At 61.2% G+C, this 18654-nt stretch carries 18 protein-coding genes; 4 read left to right on the top strand and 14 right to left on the bottom strand.

The features are described from left to right. Positions 1–4: 4 nt before the first annotated feature. The 13 genes from atpE to rpmH all read right to left on the bottom strand — a co-directional run bounded on the left by atpE (position 5) and on the right by rpmH (position 11341). Positions 5–292: a F0F1 ATP synthase subunit C gene (gene atpE / locus J2T57_RS02385; RefSeq protein ID WP_253473665.1), complete on the bottom strand. Its 288-nt coding sequence runs from the start codon at positions 290–292 to the stop codon at positions 5–7. Between the two features lie 44 nt (positions 293–336). After that, complete coding sequence (atpB, locus tag J2T57_RS02380) at positions 337–1161, bottom strand: F0F1 ATP synthase subunit A (protein ID WP_253473661.1); 825 nt, start codon at positions 1159–1161, stop codon at positions 337–339. Positions 1162–1168: 7 nt separating this feature from the next. Further along, positions 1169–1543 carry an ATP synthase subunit I gene (locus J2T57_RS02375; RefSeq protein WP_253473658.1) on the bottom strand — a complete coding sequence of 125 codons (375 nt, stop codon included), beginning with the start codon at positions 1541–1543 and terminating at the stop codon, positions 1169–1171. A 192-nt stretch (positions 1544–1735) separates the two neighbouring features. Beyond that, the gene (locus J2T57_RS02370) at positions 1736–2590 is read right to left on the bottom strand and encodes a ParB/RepB/Spo0J family partition protein (protein ID WP_253473655.1); all 855 of its coding nucleotides are present in this window, start codon (positions 2588–2590) and stop codon (positions 1736–1738) included. 13 nt (positions 2591–2603) lie between these two features. After that, positions 2604–3389, bottom strand: coding sequence for a ParA family protein (locus tag J2T57_RS02365; RefSeq protein WP_253473652.1), 786 nt, complete (start codon positions 3387–3389; stop codon positions 2604–2606). Positions 3390–3448: 59 nt separating this feature from the next. After that, positions 3449–4084, bottom strand: coding sequence for a 16S rRNA (guanine(527)-N(7))-methyltransferase RsmG (gene rsmG / locus J2T57_RS02360; RefSeq protein ID WP_253473649.1), 636 nt, complete (start codon positions 4082–4084; stop codon positions 3449–3451). Continuing rightward, on the bottom strand, positions 4081–5982 hold the full coding sequence (gene mnmG / locus J2T57_RS02355) for a tRNA uridine-5-carboxymethylaminomethyl(34) synthesis enzyme MnmG (RefSeq protein WP_253473646.1): 1902 nt from the start codon (positions 5980–5982) through the stop codon (positions 4081–4083). The genes rsmG and mnmG overlap by 4 nt, the downstream gene beginning before the upstream one ends. 66 nt (positions 5983–6048) lie before the next feature. Further along, the gene (locus tag J2T57_RS02350) at positions 6049–7341 is read right to left on the bottom strand and encodes a flavohemoglobin expression-modulating QEGLA motif protein (protein WP_253473643.1); all 1293 of its coding nucleotides are present in this window, start codon (positions 7339–7341) and stop codon (positions 6049–6051) included. Between the two features lie 222 nt (positions 7342–7563). Beyond that, positions 7564–8922 (bottom strand): tRNA uridine-5-carboxymethylaminomethyl(34) synthesis GTPase MnmE, encoded by a 1359-nt coding sequence (mnmE, locus tag J2T57_RS02345; protein ID WP_253473640.1) that lies wholly within the window; start codon positions 8920–8922, stop codon positions 7564–7566. A 6-nt stretch (positions 8923–8928) separates the two neighbouring features. Next, positions 8929–10611, bottom strand: a complete 1683-nt coding sequence (gene yidC, locus J2T57_RS02340; protein WP_253473637.1) for a membrane protein insertase YidC — start codon at positions 10609–10611, stop codon at positions 8929–8931. Positions 10612–10615: 4 nt separating this feature from the next. Continuing rightward, positions 10616–10846 carry a membrane protein insertion efficiency factor YidD gene (gene yidD / locus J2T57_RS02335; RefSeq protein WP_253473634.1) on the bottom strand — a complete coding sequence of 77 codons (231 nt, stop codon included), beginning with the start codon at positions 10844–10846 and terminating at the stop codon, positions 10616–10618. Further along, positions 10822–11238 (bottom strand): ribonuclease P protein component, encoded by a 417-nt coding sequence (gene rnpA, locus J2T57_RS02330; RefSeq protein ID WP_253473631.1) that lies wholly within the window; start codon positions 11236–11238, stop codon positions 10822–10824. Before rnpA ends, yidD begins: the two co-directional genes overlap by 25 nt. Next, positions 11207–11341 (bottom strand): 50S ribosomal protein L34, encoded by a 135-nt coding sequence (gene rpmH, locus J2T57_RS02325; RefSeq protein WP_253473628.1) that lies wholly within the window; start codon positions 11339–11341, stop codon positions 11207–11209. Before rpmH ends, rnpA begins: the two co-directional genes overlap by 32 nt. Positions 11342–11603: 262 nt before the next feature. Between rpmH and dnaA the strand changes: the two genes are divergently transcribed. The 4 genes from dnaA (at position 11604) to gyrB (ending at position 17807) form a co-directional block, all read left to right on the top strand. Beyond that, positions 11604–12956: a chromosomal replication initiator protein DnaA gene (dnaA, locus tag J2T57_RS02320; protein ID WP_253473625.1), complete on the top strand. Its 1353-nt coding sequence runs from the start codon at positions 11604–11606 to the stop codon at positions 12954–12956. Between the two features lie 221 nt (positions 12957–13177). Continuing rightward, positions 13178–14278 (top strand): DNA polymerase III subunit beta, encoded by a 1101-nt coding sequence (gene dnaN / locus J2T57_RS02315; protein WP_253473622.1) that lies wholly within the window; start codon positions 13178–13180, stop codon positions 14276–14278. 12 nt (positions 14279–14290) lie between these two features. After that, positions 14291–15361 (top strand): DNA replication/repair protein RecF, encoded by a 1071-nt coding sequence (gene recF, locus J2T57_RS02310; RefSeq protein ID WP_253473619.1) that lies wholly within the window; start codon positions 14291–14293, stop codon positions 15359–15361. Between the two features lie 25 nt (positions 15362–15386). Continuing rightward, a complete protein-coding gene (gene gyrB / locus J2T57_RS02305) occupies positions 15387–17807 on the top strand; it encodes a DNA topoisomerase (ATP-hydrolyzing) subunit B (protein ID WP_253473616.1) in 2421 nt (806 codons plus the stop codon). 46 nt (positions 17808–17853) lie between these two features. Here the strand turns inward: gyrB and J2T57_RS02300 are convergent, their stop codons facing one another. Beyond that, positions 17854–18570, bottom strand: coding sequence for a lysophospholipid acyltransferase family protein (locus tag J2T57_RS02300; protein WP_253473613.1), 717 nt, complete (start codon positions 18568–18570; stop codon positions 17854–17856). Between the last annotated feature and the right edge of the window lie 84 nt (positions 18571–18654).

Genomic DNA, 18654 nt, shown 5'->3' with positions numbered 1-18654 from the left:
GACCTCAGGCGCCAGCCGCCGCCTGCACCGGACCCAGGAACGGGTTGGCGAAGGTGAAGATCAGGGCCACGGCAACGCCGATCATGGTCACGGCGTCGAGGAGACCGGCGATCAGGAACATGCGGCCTTGCAGCATGGGGGCCAATTCAGGCTGACGAGCCACGCTCTCGAGAAACTTGCCGCCCATCAGGCCGAAGCCGAGCGCGGTACCGAACGCGCCACCGGCGAAAATGATGGCCACCGCGATGGCGGTCAACCCCTGGACGTTGGCTACCAGGCTTGCGAGTTCCATGTTCTACCTCCGAGTCGAGTCAGGACGTTAAGTTGATGATGCGATTAATGGTGTTCCGCGGCCATGTTCAGATACACGATGGTGAGCATCATGAAAATGAACGCCTGCAGCGGGATAACAAGAATGTGGTAGATCGCCCACGCGGCGGCGAGCACGATCTGGCCGAACAGTAGCGAAAGACCTCCGACGCTGGTGAGCATATCCACCCACGCCGTGCCGAAACCGAGAGTCAGTGTGGCAATGAGTATGAAGATCAGCTCGGCCGCGTAGAGGTTGCCGAATAGTCGCAGCGACAGCGAGATGGGCTTGGCCAGCAGCTCGACGAAGTTCAGCACCAGGTTGAACGGGGCCATCCACGGACCGAACGGATGGGTCAGCAGCTCCTTGGCAAAGCCGCCAGCACCCTTGTACTTGAAGCTGAATACGATAATGAGCCCGAGCACCGCCAGCGACAGCCCAAAGGTCACGTTCATGTTCGCGGTGGGCAGGATCTTGAAGTAGTCCCAGCCAAGGGCATGCATGGTATCTGGTGCCACGTCGATGGGAACCAGATCCATGAGGTTCATGAGGAACACCCACACGAAGATGGTCAACGCCAGGGGAGCCACCAGCTTGTTCTTGTGGTGGAAGGTCTCCTTGACGAGACCCCCGATCAGCTCGAGCATCATCTCGACAAAATTCTGCAGACCGCCGGGCACACCGGCGGTGGCGTGCCGGGCCGCCAGCCAGAACACGAAACAGAAGAGGGCGCCGAGCAGGGAAGAGACGATCAGGGCGTCGGCATGGATGGCCCAGAAGCCTTCGCCAATCTGCCAGTTCGTAAGGTGGTGACCAATGTAGCCACTAACGTCTGGGCCGTCGTCGTTCATCTCGCTCTCACCGTGGTCGTCGGCCCACACCCACGAGGAGCGCTGGCCAATACAGGAGGATCGCCAATATGTACGTCGTCAGAAGGGGGAGCGGCGTGGTACTGAACCACTGCAGCAGGACCACCAGCATCAGGACCGTGGCCCCGATCTTGATCGCTTCCCCCCGGTAGAACGCCCCGAGAATGCGCTTGGGCGGAGCATCCGGAGAAACCGAAAACACGATGGCTGCAAAAATCAGCGTGGGGAACATCACAGCGATGCCACCACCCACGGCCGCCAGCCCGTGCCAGCTATCTACCAGCGCCCACCAGACAGCCGCTCCCAATACGGTTACGCTCGCCTGGGTGGAAAACAGAACTCCGAGAACTCGCTTCGTTTCCATGATTCACGGTCGCGCGAATGCCGGCCCCAGCAAGCGCCCTGCTTGGCTGGTCCGGGTCCCGGAATGCTGCTGGTAAACAGCTCTAAATGCTCATGTCTAGGTCACTTTTCCCCGTGGCCCGACAGCATTGAGGTGCGGAGTATAAAGACTCGACCCTATTCGGTCAACGCCGCCACTGCGGCGATTACCCGGCTAGCGGATGCGCCCCAGAATGCCATCGAGTTCATCCAGACTGGTGTACTGGATCACGAGCTTGCCAGCGCCACCACGACTCTGCTGGATCTGAACGCTCGCCCCGAGGCGGTCGGTGAGATCATCCTGAAGACGACGGATATCCGGGTCGAGCTTCTGCGGACGGCGACCAGGGCGCTCACTTTCAAGCAATTTTCGAACAATGCTTTCCGTGGCCCGCACCGACAGTGCCCTGGCGACCACTCGGGCGGCAACCTCACTCTGCACACCGCCCTTGAGAGCCGCCAGGGCGCGGGCATGGCCCATTTCGAGCCGCCCCTCGGCGACCAGTCGCTTGACGTCGTCGTTCAGCTCAAGCAGGCGCAGGAGGTTCGAGACGGCGGCCCGTGAGCGACCGACGGCCTCCGAGACGGCCTGGTGCGTCATGCCGAACTCGTCGATCAGGCGCTCCAGGGCGAATGCCTCTTCCAGGGGATTCAGGTCCTCCCGCTGGATGTTCTCGATCAGGCCAACGGCAAGGGCCACCTCATCGGGGATTTCCCGGACGATGGCCGGCACCCGGTCTAGACCGGCCAGCTGGGCGGCACGCCAGCGCCGTTCACCGGCGACGATCTCGTAGCGCTCCTCGTCAATCGCCCGGACCACCAGCGGTTGCAGGATACCCTGGCTGCGAATGGAGTCGGCCAGTTCCTGCAGCGCCGCCGGGTCCATGTCACGGCGGGGCTGGTAGCGGCCACGTTGCAGCAGATCCACAGGCAGGCGTCGCAGGGTACCGCCGTCATCCGGGTTGGCGCTGGTGGCGCTGCCCAGCAGTGCATCCAGACCCTTGCCCAGTCCTCGCTTCTTGCTCATCACAGTCCGCCCATTATCATGCACTTGCCGCCGTGACCTGCATGTCCTTGCGGATCAGCTCGCTGGCCAACGCCATGTAGGCCAGGGAGCCACGGGAATAGCGGTCGTACTGGATTGCCGGCTGGCCGTGGCTGGGCGCCTCGGCAAGCCGCACGTTGCGTGGTATCTGCGTACTGTAGACCTGTTTCGGGAAATGCCGCAGCAACTGCGCGCCGACCTGGTTGGCGAGGTTGTTGCGCGGATCGAACATGGTGCGCAGCAGACCCTGGATCTGCAGTTCACGATTGGCGCTCTGCTGCACGCGGCTGATGGTGTTCAACAGGGCAGTCAGGCCTTCCAGTGCGTAGTACTCGCACTGAATCGGGATGAGCACCCCATGTGCGGCGACCAGGGCGTTGATCGTCAGTATGTTGAGGGAAGGGGGACAGTCGATCAGGATGTAATCGTAATCCTGGCGAATCCGCGCCAGCTGGCGCCGCAGGTGCTGCTCACGGCCCTGGGCGTCCATCAACGCCACCTCCGCCGCCGTCAGATCACCATTACCCGGCAGCAGGTCAAACCCGCACTCCTCCACGGTGACGATGGCCTCGCGTATGTTCACCTGGTCCATCAGGACTTCGTAGCCGGTGGGCCGATCGCTGTCCTTGTCGACACCGCAACCCACGGTCGCGTTACCCTGGGGGTCCAGGTCCACAAGCAGGATCCGACGGCGGTTCATGGCCAGCGCAGCTGCAAGATTCACGCAGGTGGTGGTCTTGCCGACGCCCCCTTTCTGATTGGCGATTGCGATGATCCTGGCCATGACCGCTCCGCTGAATGATGACGCCCTAACCGGGCGTTTTGACGCAGCACAGTAGCATATCAAATCGTGGCGGCTTCGATCCGCACCAGAGTGCGAGCCGCATCAAGCCCCGGCACTGCAAGCGCCATGGTCTTGCTCTGCCAGGCTTTGCCCCCCGGATCATCGTCATCGGGGCGGCCCTTCATGGCAAGCAGGCAACCGCCGGCAGCCATTAGCCCGGCACTACTGTTCACGAAGGTATCAGTCCGGGCAAAGGCGCGGGAGATGATGCAGTCGAACAGCGCATCAGGGCGGTAATCCTCGACACGGGCATGCACCACGTCGACGTTGGCAAGGCCCAGGTCGGCCACGCACTGGCGCAGAAACCGGGTTTTCTTGCTGTTGCTGTCCAGAAGAGTCACCGCGAGCTCGGGCCGGCAGATGGCGAGAGGCAGGCCCGGCAGTCCGGCACCACTGCCCACGTCTAGCAGTCTCTGGCCACGCAGCCAGGGCAGGACAACAAGACTGTCCAGCACATGGAGCGTCACCATGGCGGCAGGATCTCGAACAGCCGAGAGGTTGTAGACCCGGTTCCAGCGGTGCAGCAGGGCGAGATAGTCCAGCAGGAGCTCCCGGGCTTCCGGGGGCACGTCCGGCAGTTCGGCCATGCCCCGATCAAGCAGCCCGCCGAGTGCCTCGCGGGGGAATGCCGTCATGCCCGCCGGCGTTGTGTGGCGGGGTCGCCGCGGCGCAGGTGCACCAGCAGCAGCGACACCGCCGCCGGCGTAACGCCCGAGAGCCGTGCTGCCTGACCCACGGTGGCCGGCCGGGCGGCGATCAGCTTCTGGCGAACCTCGCTGGACAGGCCCGATACGGCGTCGTAGTCCAGATCATCCGGGATGGCCATGGATTCATGGCGCTGGTTGCGCGCCACGTCCTCGCGCTGGCGCTCCAGGTAGCCGGCGTACTTGGCCTGGATCTCCACTTGTTCGATCACGTCGGCGGCAAGCCCGGGATCATCAACCGCCGACAGGCTGACCAGGCTGCGGTAGTCCACCTCCGGGCGGCGCAGCAGGTCATCCAGGTGCTGCTCGCGCCGCATCGGGCCACCGAGCACGCGTTCGGCCTCCGCGCCACCCAGATCACCGGGGCGTATGAGGGTGTCACGGAGCCGCTGCTGTTCCCGCTCGACGGCTTCGCGCTTTGCCTCGAAGGCAGCCCAGCGGTGGTCATCCACCAGGCCCAGGTCACGGCCCATGGGCGTTAGGCGGAGATCGGCGTTGTCCTCGCGCAGCATCAGCCGATACTCGGCGCGGCTGGTGAACATGCGATAGGGCTCCTGGGTGCCGCGGGTGATGAGGTCATCCACCAGCACCCCCAGGTAGGCTTCATCGCGGCGCGGGCACCACGGGGCTTCATCGCGGCTGGCGCGGGCGGCATTGATTCCCGCCAGCAGACCCTGGGCAGCCGCCTCTTCATAGCCGGTGGTGCCGTTGATCTGGCCGGCGAAATATAGCCCGGCCACATGGCGGGTCTCCAGACTGGGGCGCAGACCCCGGGGGTCGAAGTAGTCGTATTCGATGGCGTAGCCCGGCCGGGTGATATGCGCCTGCTCCAGGCCGACACAGCTGCGAACCAGCTCCAGCTGCACATCGAAGGGCAGGCTGGTGGAGATGCCGTTGGGGTAGACCTCATTGGTGCCCAGACCCTCAGGCTCGATGAAGATCTGGTGGGAGTCCTTGTCGGCAAAGCGGACCACCTTGTCTTCCACTGACGGGCAATAGCGCGGACCCACGCCCTCGATCTCGCCGGCGTACATGGGTGAGCGATCAAGCCCGCCGCGGATGATGTCGTGGGTGCGGCTGTTGGTGTGGGTAATCCAGCAGCTCACCTGCCGGGGGTGCTGACCACGATCTCCCAGGAAAGAAAAAACCGGCTCGGGGCTGTCCCCCGGCTGCTCGGAGAGGCGGCTGTAGTCGATGGTCTTGCCGTCGATGCGCGGCGGCGTACCGGTCTTGAGCCGGCCCACGGTAAAGGGTCGCTCCCGCAGCTTGCGCGCCAGGGCGTTGGAGGGCGGGTCACCGGCCCGGCCGCCTTCGTGGTTCTGCATGCCGATGTGAATGCGCCCACCGAGAAAGGTGCCCACGGTGAGCACCACGGCGGAGGCGTAAAACCTCAGGCCCATCTGGGTCACCACCCCTGTGATGCGATCCCCCTCAATGATGATGTCATCCACGGCCTGCTGGAACAGACGCAGGCCCGGCTGGTTCTCCACGGCCTCGCGCACCGCGGCGCGGTAGAGGGCACGATCAGCCTGGGCACGGGTAGCACGAACTGCCGGCCCCTTGCGGGCGTTGAGGGTACGGAACTGGATACCGCCCAGGTCGGCGGCTCGGGCCATGAGCCCGCCCAGGGCGTCGATCTCGCGCACAAGATGGCCCTTGCCGATACCACCGATGGCCGGGTTGCAGCTCATCTGGCCGATGGTTTCAATGCTGTGGCTGAGCAATAGCGTGCGCGCACCGGAGCGCGCCGCCGCCAGCGCAGCCTCGGTCCCGGCGTGTCCGCCGCCAACCACGATTACATCGAAGCGCTCTGGATAATCCACCTTCATCACTCCCGGGGGCTTCGTCAGGCGAGGACCGGTATCTTAGGAGCATGGTCGCCGCGCAGCAAGTGATCACACCAAATGTGCGTAGTCGGCCTCGATACGATCGAGATTCAGACGGCCCAGGAAGTTGCCATAGGCCATCCAGGAAACCAGCCCATTGAGGTCGGCGATTTGTGGTGGCAGGAAGCGGGGCGGCTCCACGATGCCCTCCTCCTGTAACTGGGCAAGCACGGGGATATCCTCAAGCGTTACCTTGCCGCAGAACAGCAGCGGAATGCGCTCCAGCCGACCGCGGCGTACCGCCAGTTGCAGGAAGTTATAGAGCAGGATGAAGCCACGATTGTAGCTCAGGTCCTTGGTGAAGGGGCCTAGCTCCGGAGCGCTGCCGCGGAAGATCCGCGCGGTGTGATTGTAGGCCTCGTCGTCGCTGAAGCCCTGTTCGCGAAAAAAGCCGAAGCAGTCGAGAAAGGTGGCGCCATCCTCGGCCATGGCAATGGCCCGCACCCGGTTGCCGAGCTTGCGCAGCCGGGCCGGATAGGAGGCGAAGGCGATGATCTCCATCAGGATGGCCAGCCCCTCCTGAGTCACGGTCGCAGACGGCGGCCCCTTGGATAGGAAAGTGCATACGGACTGCGCCTGGCCATTCAGCGTGGTGCCCAGGTGCACCCAGCCCTCGTGGACCTCCAACAGGCGCACCTCGCGGGCGTTGAACATGGCGTCGCGACGCACCTTGAGGTAGTCGGCCCCGGCGGCGGCATCTGCAACGATGCCGTCATCCAGCAGCACCCTTACACCACCGCCGCTGTCCGCGAACACGGCGGACAGGCGCTGTTGCAGGGTGGCCACGGCCTGGGCGGCGGTGATGGTCTTCGGCTCCGGGCGCAGCGCCTCGGAGCGATCGATGTTGCCCAGGGTGTCGGCCATGAGTGCGCCCAGGTCCGCCAGCGATGGATCGCCGGCATGGAACGCATCACTGGCGGCGCCGTAGAGCTCCTGGGAGAGCTGGGAGAAATCGGCACTGCCCCGGGCCTCCAGCATCCGCACCGCCATCTGGTATTCCCTGCAGATACGGGCCATGACCTTGGCCACCGGGTTGAACTGGCCCAGCGTCTTGACCGCATCCCGCTGGATGGCGTGGAACTCGCCACGCACGGCGGCAGGGTCGAAACCCAGCGGCCGCTGCCGGTAGTACTCGGCATCAACTGCCGGCTGTTCGCGGCAGCCCCGGGCGAAGAAGTCCTCGCGTACGGGGGCCGTCCACTGGATGGCATCGAGAATGCGGATGGGCTTCTGGGCAGCAACGATCCGGTCGGACAAGGACCTGATGGCCTCTCGATACTGCTGGTCGCTGGACGTGACCACGGATAACCCCTTTAGGCGTGGATGACTGCCTTTATAACAATGCGGCCACAGCGGCGCATAGGCCGAGGGCACAAACGGCTGGCGGGTGTGCCGCTCAGGGACCGTCAGCGACAGGGATGTCGCTGTCGAGCCTACAAGGACGTATTCACGGCGTGTCCCTGAGCGGCATGCCCGCCAGCCGTTCCCTCCCGCAACCCGTTCTCAGGCTGCAGTTGGCCACTGTCACTTGCCGATACAGAAACTGGAAAAGATTTCGCCAAGCAGGTCTTCGGTGGTGAATTCCCCTGTGATTTCGGCGAGGGCCTGCTGGGCCCGGCGCAGTTCCTCCGCCACCAGTTCCCCGGCGCCGATCTCAAGCTGCCCGGCGGCCGCCTCAAGCGCCTCGGCGGCCCGGTCCAGGGCATCCAGGTGGCGGGCCCGGGCACTGAATACGCCCTCGCCGCCGGTGTAACCCATGGATGCGGCGAGATGCCCGCGCAGGGCTTCAAGGCCGGCACCGGTCACTGCACTGACACCGATCACCGAATGGCCAGCGTCCGGCCGCTCGCCCGCCACGCCACCACTGAGATCCGTCTTGGTACGAATCTCCGTCACCGGTGTGCCGGGGGGCAGTTGCGCGCGGATTGCCTGTTCGCCCGCGCCGTCGCCGTCGCCCTCGCCCTCGCCCGGGCAATCATCCACCACCAGCAGAATGCGATCAGCAGTTTGCAGGGCATCGCGGGCACGGCGTATGCCCTCCTGTTCCACACGATCAGCGCTGTCCCGAAGCCCGGCGGTATCCACCACATGCAGGGGCATGCCGTCGATGTGCAGGTGCTCCCGCAGCACGTCGCGGGTGGTGCCGGCCACATCCGTCACAATGGCAGCCTCGTAACCGGCAAGGGCGTTCAGAAGGCTGGACTTACCGGCATTGGGGCGACCGGCGATGACCACGGTCATGCCGTCGCGCAACAGCCTTCCCCCGGCCGCGGCTTTTCTCACCCGGGCAAGTTGGTCACACACGGCTGCTAGCTGGGCCGCCACGGCACCGTCGCTCAGGAAGTCGATTTCCTCGTCGGGAAAGTCGATGGCGGATTCCACATGGACCCGCAACCGCACCAGGGCATCCGTGAGCCCGTGGACTTCGCGGGAGAAACCGCCCTGCAAAGACGCCATGGCCGCATTCGCCCCCGCCTCGGAGCTAGCGGCAATGAGGTCCGCCACCGCCTCGGCCTGGGCGAGATCCAGCCGACCATTGAGAAAGGCCCGCTCGGAGAATTCCCCGGGGCGGGCGAGGCGAGCACCGAGCTCAACCAGGCGCTGCAACAGCCGTTGCATGGGAATCGGACCGCCATGGCCCTGCAGTTCGACCACATCCTCACCGGTGAAAGAGCCAGGGGCGGGGAAGTAGAGCACCAGACCTTCGTCGATGATCTCGCCGGTGCTATCCGTGAAGCGTCGATAACCGGCGTGCCGTGGCGCAGGCAGCGAGGTGCAGAGGCGGGCTGCGAGGGTAGATGAATCAGGTCCGGAGACCCGCACGATGCCAACACCGCCGCGTCCCGGCGGTGTGGCAATCGCGCAAATCGTCTCTGGCTGCACCGGTGGCTATTTCTCCTCGCCGCGCTCGATGCGCTTGGTAATCACGTACTGCTGGGCGATGGAGAGTGCGTTGTTGACCACCCAGTAGAGCACCAGCCCGGCAGGGAAGAACATGAAGAAAATGGTGAAGGCAAACGGTAGCGCCATCATCACCTTCTGCTGGATCGGGTCCAGCGGCGCCGGGTTCAGCTTCTGCTGGATGAACATGGTGGCACCCATCAGCAGCGGCAGGACGAAGAAGGGATCCGGCGACGAGAGGTCGTTTATCCAGAGCATGAACGGTGCATGCCGCAATTCGACGCTCTCGAGCAGCACCCAGTAGAGCGCGATGAAGACCGGGATCTGCACCAGGATTGGCAGACAGCCCCCCAGCGGATTGATCTTCTCTTCCTTGTACATCTTCATCAGCGCCTGATTCAAAGCCTGGCGATCATCGCCATAGCGATCCTTCAGGGCCTGCATCTTGGGCTGCATCTTCCGCATCCGCGCCATGGAACGGAAGCTGGTCTCGGAGAGCTTGTAGAAGACGATCTTGATCAGCAGCGTCAGGATGATGATGGCAAAACCCCAGTTGCCCACCACGCTGTAGATCCAGTTCAGGGCAATAAACAGGGGTCGGGAGATGATCGTGAGCCAGCCGTAGTCCACCGTCAGGTTGAGATGCTCGGCGGCAGCCGCCAGACGATCCTGTTCCTTGGGGCCCACGAACAGCTGGCTTGAGAAATCCACGCTCTCGCCATCGGCCACCGGCCGCCAGAACGTGTTCATGCCGAAGTCGAACACGTTATTGCCGCGGTCCCTGCTCCAGTAACGGCGCTCCTCGCCTTCCGGCGGAATCCAGGCGCCCAGGAAGTAGTGCTGGATGATGGCCAGCCAGCCGTCGGAGATGTTCCGATCCACCGGGCTTGAAGCCATGTCCGAGAACGAGATCTTCTCATAGCGGGAATCCGGGCTGTTCAGCACACCGCCGGTGTAGGTGTAAATGAACCAGGAGGTGCCATCGCCATAGTCGGAGCTACGTCGCAGGAACACCTGCTGGGACGCACGCATGTCCCCACCGGTGGCGTTGTCTACCTCGTGCTCAACGTCGATCAGGTAGGAATCACGGTGGAAGATGTAGCGTTTTGTGACGCGCAGACCCTCATCGCTTTCCCAGACAAAGGGAACCACGATGCGATCTTCGCCATCACTGAGCTCGAACTCATCAGCGTCAACGGAGTAGACACCCCGTGTTCCGGGGCCGGACACGCCGTTGGCCGTGACAACACCAGCCCGGGCGGTGAACAGCCTGTCCCGTTCGGTGCTCATCAGTCGCAGAGGGGTAGGATCATTGGTGGAAACGGCGTGTTGAAGCAGATCCACCTGCTGAATTTCGCCACCCCGGGTGTTGATCACCACGTCCAGCAGATCGGTACGCACGCGGATGTCGCGGCCTTCCTCATCGCTGTCAGCTTCCTCGGTCCGCTGCCGCTCGTCCACATCGGTGAAGCCGGGGCCTTCGGCATCAAGGTCATCCGGCACGAAGACGTCATCGTCATCGCCATTTTCGCTGCGCTCCCGTGCCTGTTCCTGCTCGGCACGTTCCTCCATGGCCTGGCGCGGTGTGCCGTAGTCGGTTTCCCAGGCGCTCCAGATCAAGAGCAGGATGAAGCCGAGGGCGAAGAACTGTATCAGTCGTTGCGTATCCATGGATTCAGCGTGATTTCGACCGGGGTTGGGGAACGGGATCGATGCCACCCGGATGCAACGGGTGGCAACGGAGTATGCGACGCAGACCCAACCACAGGCCACGGACAGGGCCATGCACCTGGACCGCCTCCATGGTGTAGTGGGAGCAGGACGGATAGAAACGGCAGCATGGGCCCAGCAGCGGGCTGAGCACCAACTGGTAAAGCCGTATTAGCAGGATGATTGGCCTTCGCATCGTTTCAGTACACGCTGCCAGAGTCGGCCCAAGGCCTGTTTCAGATCCGGTCCTGTCGCGCTTCGGGCTGCTGCCCGAGCCAGAACAACCACATCCATGGGTGGCAACCGTGAGCGATTCAGCCGAAAAGATTCCCGAACCTGTCGCTTGATGCGATTGCGATCCACTGCACGTGGAACGGCACGTTTGGGAACGGCCATCCCCAGGCGGGCGTGTATCGACGATCCTCGGCAAAAGAGCACCGTGAAATGACGGTCGGAGACACGCTCGGCATTCTGGAATACAGCGCGAAAGTCTCGCGCCCGGAGGAGACGGTTCGTCCGCGGAAACGGGAACCGCTCTCCCGACGATGCGGGCAAATCAGGCAGAGAGGCGCGCGCGCCCCTTGGCACGGCGAGCCTTGATGACGCGGCGGCCGTTCTTGGTTGCCATGCGTGCCCGAAAACCGTGAGTCCGCTTGCGCTTGATGACGCTGGGCTGAAAGGTCCGCTTCATGACGTGCTCACTCGTATATGTGTGGTGAACGGCAAGGGGCCGTCGCTGAAATCAGCCCGCGAAGATACTTGCACCGGGCAGTTGTTGTCAATCGTAATCGGCCATGGTGCGGGTGTGGTCAGCGCCGGTGCCGACGTATAGACTGAGCCTGTTCCGGGTTCCGGCAAGCCGCCGCCTCCGATGTGCCACCGGGCGCACTCAAACGCGCGTCGGTTCAACCGCGCATGCAACTGTTACGCAATCTGGTAATGGGAGTCCATTGGTGGGCGACTCTGTCTGGCACAGCTGTCTGGTGCGTCTTGAGGGAGAAATCCCCGAGCAACAGCTGAATACCTGGATACGGCCACTGCAGGCCGTTCAGCACAACCACGAGCTGTGCCTTTACGCGCCCAACCGCTTCGTGCTGGATTGGGTGCGCGACCATTATTACGAAAGAATTCAGGAACTCGTGCAGCAGCACGAGCCTGTAGAGGGCCTGCCGGTGCGCCTCGAGGTCGGGAGCAGTCCGAATCCGGTTCCCGAGACAAGTCAGTCCAAGGCCCCGCCGCAGGCAGTGCAGGCTCGCAGCCAGGGCCATCGAGCACAGGCCTCATCGGGGTCCAACATCAATCCCCGCTTCACCTTCGACTCTTTCGTGGAAGGCAAGTCCAATCAGCTGGCACGAGCCGCCTGCAGCCAGGTGGCCGCGAATCCGGGTGGATCATATAACCCGTTATTCCTTTACGGTGGGGTCGGTCTTGGCAAGACCCACCTCATGCATGCCATTGGCAATCTGATGCTTGCGGCCAACCCCGGCGCACGGGTGTTGTACCTGCATTCGGAGCGGTTTGTCGGCGACATGGTCAAGGCGCTTCAACACAACGCCATCAACGAGTTCAAGCGCCATTATCGCGGCGCCGATGCATTGCTGATCGACGATATCCAGTTCTTCGCCGGCAAGGAACGTTCTCAGGAGGAATTCTTCCACACGTTCAATGCGCTGCTGGAAGGCCAACAACAAGTGGTACTCACCTGCGACCGCTACCCGAAGGAAGTCGATGGCCTGGAAGAGCGATTGAAGTCGCGTTTCGGTTGGGGCCTGACAGTCGCCATCGAACCCCCCGAACTGGAGACACGGGTCGCGATCCTCATGAGCAAGGCGGTCCAGGAAGGGATTGATCTGCCTGATGAGGTGGCCTTTTTCATTGCCAAACGGGTGTGGTCGAATATCCGTGAGCTGGAGGGGGCGTTGCGCCGCGTCGTGGCCAATGCCCGCTTCACCGGTGCGCCCATCACGGTGGATTTCACCAAGGAAGCGTTGCGTGATCTGCTGGCGCTGCAGGACAAGCTGATCACCGTGGAAAACATCCAGAAGACTGTTGCGGAGTATTACAAGATTCGTGTGGCGGACTTGCTGTCCAAGCGTCGCAGCCGATCCATCACACGGCCACGACAACTGGCAATGGCCCTGGCCAAGGAACTGACCAGTCACAGTCTGCCGGAGATCGGAGATGCCTTTGGTGGTCGGGACCACACCACGGTGCTGCATGCCTGCAGGAAAGTGGCAGAGCTCAAGGATGCCGATGCGCGGGTTTCAGAAGACTATGCAAACCTGTTGAGAACCCTGACAACATGATGTGGATAAGTTGTGAGCGACCGGGGAGTCAGGGACAGAGGCTATTTTATCCACAGGATATCCTCTGTCAGTCCGCAGTCTTACCGGGGTACTTATACAAGGTTTTTGCGCGACAACGTTTTGTTAAGTAAGGAACTTTCAAAGTTACACACAGAAACGTCATTACTTAATAAACATAATAAGTTCTTAAAAGATTACTTATCTATTACTGGTAGGAGCCCATGAAAATACAGATCACACGGGAACAGCTCTTGCCCGCTCTCCAGGCGGTGATCGGTGTTGTCGAGCGTCGTCAGACCTTGCCAGTACTGGCTAACGTGCTGGTAGTCGCCGACGAGGCAGGTTTGTCATTGACAACCACCGACCTCGAAGTGGAGCTGGTGTCCAGGGTCGAGCTTGCCGTTGAGGAAGGTGGTCAGGTCACCGTGCCGGCACGGAAGCTCATGGACATCGTGCGTAACCTACCCGACGGCGCAGTCATCAAGCTTGCTGTCGATCAGGAACGGGCAGTCCTGCAAGCTGAAAGAAGCCGCTTCTCCCTGGCCACGCTGCCGGCCTCGGAGTTTCCTGCCGTGGAAGACATTGGCGCCACGGAACCTGTGGTTTTGCCCCAGGCAAGTCTTCGGGAGCTGATCGAGCGGACCCACTTTTCCATGGCCTTGCAGGATGTCAGGTACTATCTCAATGGTTTGCTGCTGGAACTGGAACCGGGCCGTTTGCGAGCCGTTGCCACAGACGGGCACCGTCTGGCTCTAGGTGAACTCGAAGGCCAGGTCGAAGTAACGAACAACCAGCAGGTTATCGTTCCACGCAAGGGCGTTCAGGAGCTGTTACGGCTGCTGGATGAGAGTGACGAGTCACTGCGGCTCGAACTCGGCAGCAATCACATCAGGATCACGTTGCAGAACCTTCGGTTTACTTCAAAGCTGATCGATGGTCGGTTTCCCGAGTATCAACGGGTTATTCCGCAGGTGGAGTCAAACATCCTGCGTGCCGACCGCGAGACCCTGCGGCAGGCCCTGGTACGCGCTTCGATTCTTTCCAATGAGAAATACCGCGGTGTGCGTTTCATCCTGGAAACGGATCTTTTGCGAATTCAGTCCAATAACCCCGAGCAGGAACAAGCCGACGAGGAGCTTGTCGTGGAGTACCAGGGTGCACCCCTGGAGGTGGGTTTCAATGCGACTTATCTACTGGATGCACTTGGAGTTCTGGACGGTGATGCAGTCCAGATTGGTCTGGTGGACGCGAATAGCAGTTGCCTGATCGGTGCCGTTGGGGTGGATCATTTCCGGTACGTTGTCATGCCCATGCGACTGTAAGTCAGGCAGGTCATGCTGCGCGAGCTCGATGTAACGGGCGTACGCAATCTGCAGGCATGTCGTCTGAGCTTCGAGCCGGGGTTCACAGTGGTTACCGGAGCCAACGCTGCTGGCAAGACCAGTGTGCTTGAGGCCGTGCATCTACTTGGCCGGGGGCGTAGTTTTCGGGCACGACGGCTTGATCAGGTGATCGGTCGTGAGCAGAGCGTGATGCGGGTCGTGGGTGTCTGTGAGACAACGCATGGGTCTCATCGGCTCGGGCTGGAATACAGCCAACGGCAATGCCGGGTTCGTCTGGATGGCGAAGACGTCCGCTTGTTGTCCCAGCTTGCCAAGATTCTGCCGGTGCAAGTCATCAATACGGAAACACAACGAATCCTTCAGGATGGGCCGGCGGGGCGTCGACTCTATCTCAACTGGGGGTGTTTCCACGTATCCATGAATTATCATGCCGATTGGCAGCGTCACGAGCGGGCGTTGCGTCAACGGAATGCTGCCCTGCGTTCCGGGGATGGACGGCTTGCACGGGTCTGGGAAGGGGAACTGGTTACTTCGGGTGAAGCGGTGGATGAGGCCAGGCGCGATCTGGTAGCCGGGCTCTCAGTCGCATTGCAGGAGTTGTTGTCCAGTTGGATGCCCGAGGTTGCAGTGGTGGTGGAGTACCGCCGTGGATGGCGGGCGGGCTCGACCCTGCAGGAGTGTTTCGATGACGGGAGGCTCCGTGAACTCGATGCCGGATTTACCCTGTTCGGGCCGCATCGGGCTGATTTGTTGCTCAAGGTTGATGGAGTCGAGGCGCAGTTTGCCCTGTCCAGGGGCCAGCAGAAGTTGGTGGCGATTGGTTTGATGCTGGTGCAATGCCGGCAGTTGATGAGAAGTGATTCTGCGTCTCCATTGATCCTGGTTGATGATCTTGCTGCAGAGCTTGATGCCGGCAGGCGGGAACAGGTGGCCCAGGCGCTTAAAGAGACTAGCTGTCAGGGGATCATGACGGCAATCGAGCCGGGGGATTTACCGGAAGGCTTCCAGAACGGACGGGGATATCGTGTGGAGCAGGGCCGCGTGTCAGAAATGATATACTAGATCGGTTCAACTGTAAGGAACCGATATGAGTGCAACGCCTAGTTACGATTCAGCGAATATCAAGGTCTTACGTGGTCTCGATGCCGTACGCAAGCGGCCGGGCATGTACATCGGCGACACAGATGATGGCACGGGTCTGCATCACATGGTGTTCGAGGTGGTGGACAACTCCATCGATGAGGCCTTGGCCGGGCATTGCAGTGTCATCGAGATCGTCATCCATCTGGATAATTCCATCACGGTGTCAGACAACGGTCGTGGCATCCCGGTAGATATTCATCCGGAAGAGGGTCGCTCCGCGGCGGAAGTCATCATGACGGTCCTTCATGCCGGGGGTAAGTTCGACGACAACTCCTATAAGGTGTCCGGCGGGCTGCACGGTGTCGGTGTGTCGGTTGTTAATGCTTTGTCGGAACGACTGGTCCTGACTGTACACAAGTACGGAAAGGTGCATCTCCAGGAGTTTCGGATGGGTGAGCCGGTGGAGGCGCTCAAGGTCATCGGCGAGACGGAACAGACGGGTACGTACATCACCTTCCTTCCCAGTTCTCAGATCTTTACCAATATCGATTTTCATTACGACATTCTTGCGAAGCGGTTTCGGGAATTGTCGTTTCTCAATCCTGGTGTCCGAGTCGAACTCAAGGACGAGCGATCGGACAAGGCGGACGTGTTCGAGTATGCCGGTGGAATCAAGGCCTTCGTAGAGCATCTCAACAAGAACAAGACGCCCTTGCACAAGGAGGTGGTCTACATCAATGCGCGCCGTAACGAAATGGGCGTGGACGTGGCAATGCAGTGGAATGATTCATACCAGGAAAACATTTTCTGTTTCACGAACAACATCCCGCAACGGGACGGTGGGACGCACCTTGCCGGTTTTCGCTCTGCGCTGACTCGTACGCTTAATCAGTACATGGAAGCCGAAGGCTATCTGAAAAAGGTCAAGGCCAGTCCATCCGGGGAGGATGTCCGTGAGGGCCTTACGGCAGTGTTGTCGGTGAAGGTTCCGGATCCCAAGTTCAGTTCACAGACCAAGGACAAGCTGGTGTCGTCGGAGGTGAAGGCGGCGGTGGAATCCGCGGTGGCGGAAGAGCTGAACGCGTTCCTTTACGAGAATCCGCAGGATGCCAAGGCGATTGTGGAAAAAGTGCTGGATGCGGCCAGAGCCCGTGAAGCCGCGCGGAAGGCACGTGAGATGACTCGTAGGAAAGGGGCGCTGGATATCGCCGGCTTGCCGGGCAAGCTGGCGGATTGCCAGGAGCGGGATCCCAGTCTGTCGGAGCTCTATCTTGTTGAGGGTGACTCGGCGGGTGGATCTGCGAAGCAGGGGCGCGATCGTCGTACCCAGGCTATTTTACCGTTGAAGGGCAAGATCCTGAATGTGGAAAAGGCCCGTTTCGACAAGATGCTGTCGTCTGCCGAGGTCGGGACGTTAATCACGGCACTTGGCTGCGGGATTGGACGGGACGACTTTGACCCGGACAAGCTTCGTTACCATCGCATCATCATCATGACGGACGCCGATGTGGATGGCTCACATATCCGCACGTTGCTTCTCACCTTTTTCTATCGCCAGATGCTGACGCTTGTTGAGCGCGGTCATGTCTACATTGCACAGCCCCCGCTCTACAAGATCAAGCGCGGAAAGCAGGAACATTACGTCAAGGACGACAAGGAACTGACGGAGTATCTCCTGTCTTTGGCATTGAATAATGCGGTGCTTGTGCCGAGTTCGGATGCACCGGGTATTCGGGGTGAACAGCTGGAGGCGTTAACACGGCAGTTCCTCCGGGTGCTGGATATCATCGGCCATATGGCGCGGCGCAATTATGATCGTGATCTCCTGGAGTCATTGCTGGAGATGCCCTCCGTTCGTGAGAACGATTTTGTGGAGCGGCAGTCGCTGGAGCGCTGGTTCGCGGAGCTCGTGGAGCGACTCAATCGCGTGCAGCCGACCGGAACGAGCTTCGAGTGGCGTGTGGTTTCCGGGCCGGATGGCGGTTTTCAGGAAGGTGTGGTGTCCAAGCGGAAGCACGGTATCAGGCAGGACTACCGGTTCAAGCCTGAGTTTTTCCTGTCTCCGGAATACAAGGCCATTCGGGATTTGGGTGAGACATTGGCAGGGTTGATTGGCGAGGGTGCGTCCGTTCATAGGGGCGAGCGCGTGCTGCCCATAACGCGTTTTGGCGAGGCGGTGGATTGGCTACTCGAGGAGTCGAAGCGGGGTCAGAGCGTCCAGCGCTACAAGGGTCTTGGGGAGATGAATCCTGATCAACTCTGGGAAACAACCATGAATCCGGAGACGCGTCGGCTGTTGCAGGTGCGGATAGAGGATGCCGTGGCGGCTGATGATGTGTTTACCACGTTGATGGGGGATCACGTTGAGCCACGTCGGGAGTTTATTGAACGTAATGCGCTTGCGGCGACGAACCTCGACGTGTGACTAGTCGGAATGTTCCACGTGGAACCATGTGTTCCACGTGGAACATTCACATCTCTTCTTTGCCGGTCCCCTGATCCATCCCCCTTCGCTCGTAGCGGGCACTCACAGCCCGTGTGTTTTCCTCGATCCACGCCTTGGTCACCTTGAGTAAGGTATCAGCGTCCCTGCCACCTGGTTCGATGAGTTCACCGATACGGACCTGAACTGTGCCGGGGTATTTCAAGAACGAGTTTCTCGGCCAAAACTCGCCGGCGTTGTGAGCAATCGGCAGGATTGGCGTGCCGGTCTCTGCTGCAAGCACGGCGCCCCCTCGGCGGTAGCGACCACATCGGCCAGCCGCCACACGAGTGCCTTCCGGGTAAATGATAATCCAACGATGCTCCGCCAGCCGCTGTCGCCCCTGCTCAAGCATCTGCTGCATGGCCTGCTTCCTCGCCGAGCGATCAATAGCAATGGGTGCCAAAAGACCCAGCGCCCAGCCGATCAAAGGAATCTTCATCAGTTCCCGCTTGAGTACCCAGGTTTGCGGGTTCAACCAATATTGTGTTGCCAGGGTTTCCCAGGCGGACTGATGCTTGCACATGACGACGCATGGCCGTTCCGGAATATTCTCCAGACCAGTCACTTCATGCCTTATGCCGCAGGTGACTCGCGCGAGCCACAGAATAAAGAAGCTCCATTGAATGAACAGTTGGTAGCGGCGGCGATAGGGCAGTACGAAAGCTATGGCAAGCCCGATGGTCCCGAAAAGCAGTGTGGCCAAGCTGGCGCCCACTGCCCATGCAATGGATCCAGGCAGTGCCCGTATTTTCGCTGACCATGAGGGGGTGTGGAGTGGTTGCTTGAA

This window comes from Natronocella acetinitrilica (genome assembly GCF_024170285.1).
Lineage (GTDB): Bacteria > Pseudomonadota > Gammaproteobacteria > Nitrococcales > Aquisalimonadaceae > Natronocella > Natronocella acetinitrilica.
This window is presented reverse-complemented; position numbering and strand designations above follow the sequence as displayed.

Coding starts and splice junctions, on each gene's coding strand:
- atpE (WP_253473665.1), bottom strand. CDS start 292: ATGGAACTCGCAAGCCTGGTAGCCAACGTCCAGGGGTTGACCGCCATC.
- atpB (WP_253473661.1), bottom strand. CDS start 1,161: ATGAACGACGACGGCCCAGACGTTAGTGGCTACATTGGTCACCACCTT.
- J2T57_RS02375 (WP_253473658.1), bottom strand. CDS start 1,543: ATGGAAACGAAGCGAGTTCTCGGAGTTCTGTTTTCCACCCAGGCGAGC.
- J2T57_RS02365 (WP_253473652.1), bottom strand. CDS start 3,389: ATGGCCAGGATCATCGCAATCGCCAATCAGAAAGGGGGCGTCGGCAAG.
- rsmG (WP_253473649.1), bottom strand. CDS start 4,084: ATGACGGCATTCCCCCGCGAGGCACTCGGCGGGCTGCTTGATCGGGGC.
- mnmG (WP_253473646.1), bottom strand. CDS start 5,982: ATGAAGGTGGATTATCCAGAGCGCTTCGATGTAATCGTGGTTGGCGGC.
- yidC (WP_253473637.1), bottom strand. CDS start 10,611: ATGGATACGCAACGACTGATACAGTTCTTCGCCCTCGGCTTCATCCTG.
- yidD (WP_253473634.1), bottom strand. CDS start 10,846: ATGCGAAGGCCAATCATCCTGCTAATACGGCTTTACCAGTTGGTGCTC.
- rpmH (WP_253473628.1), bottom strand. CDS start 11,341: ATGAAGCGGACCTTTCAGCCCAGCGTCATCAAGCGCAAGCGGACTCAC.
- dnaN (WP_253473622.1), top strand. CDS start 13,178: ATGAAAATACAGATCACACGGGAACAGCTCTTGCCCGCTCTCCAGGCG.
- recF (WP_253473619.1), top strand. CDS start 14,291: ATGCTGCGCGAGCTCGATGTAACGGGCGTACGCAATCTGCAGGCATGT.
- gyrB (WP_253473616.1), top strand. CDS start 15,387: ATGAGTGCAACGCCTAGTTACGATTCAGCGAATATCAAGGTCTTACGT.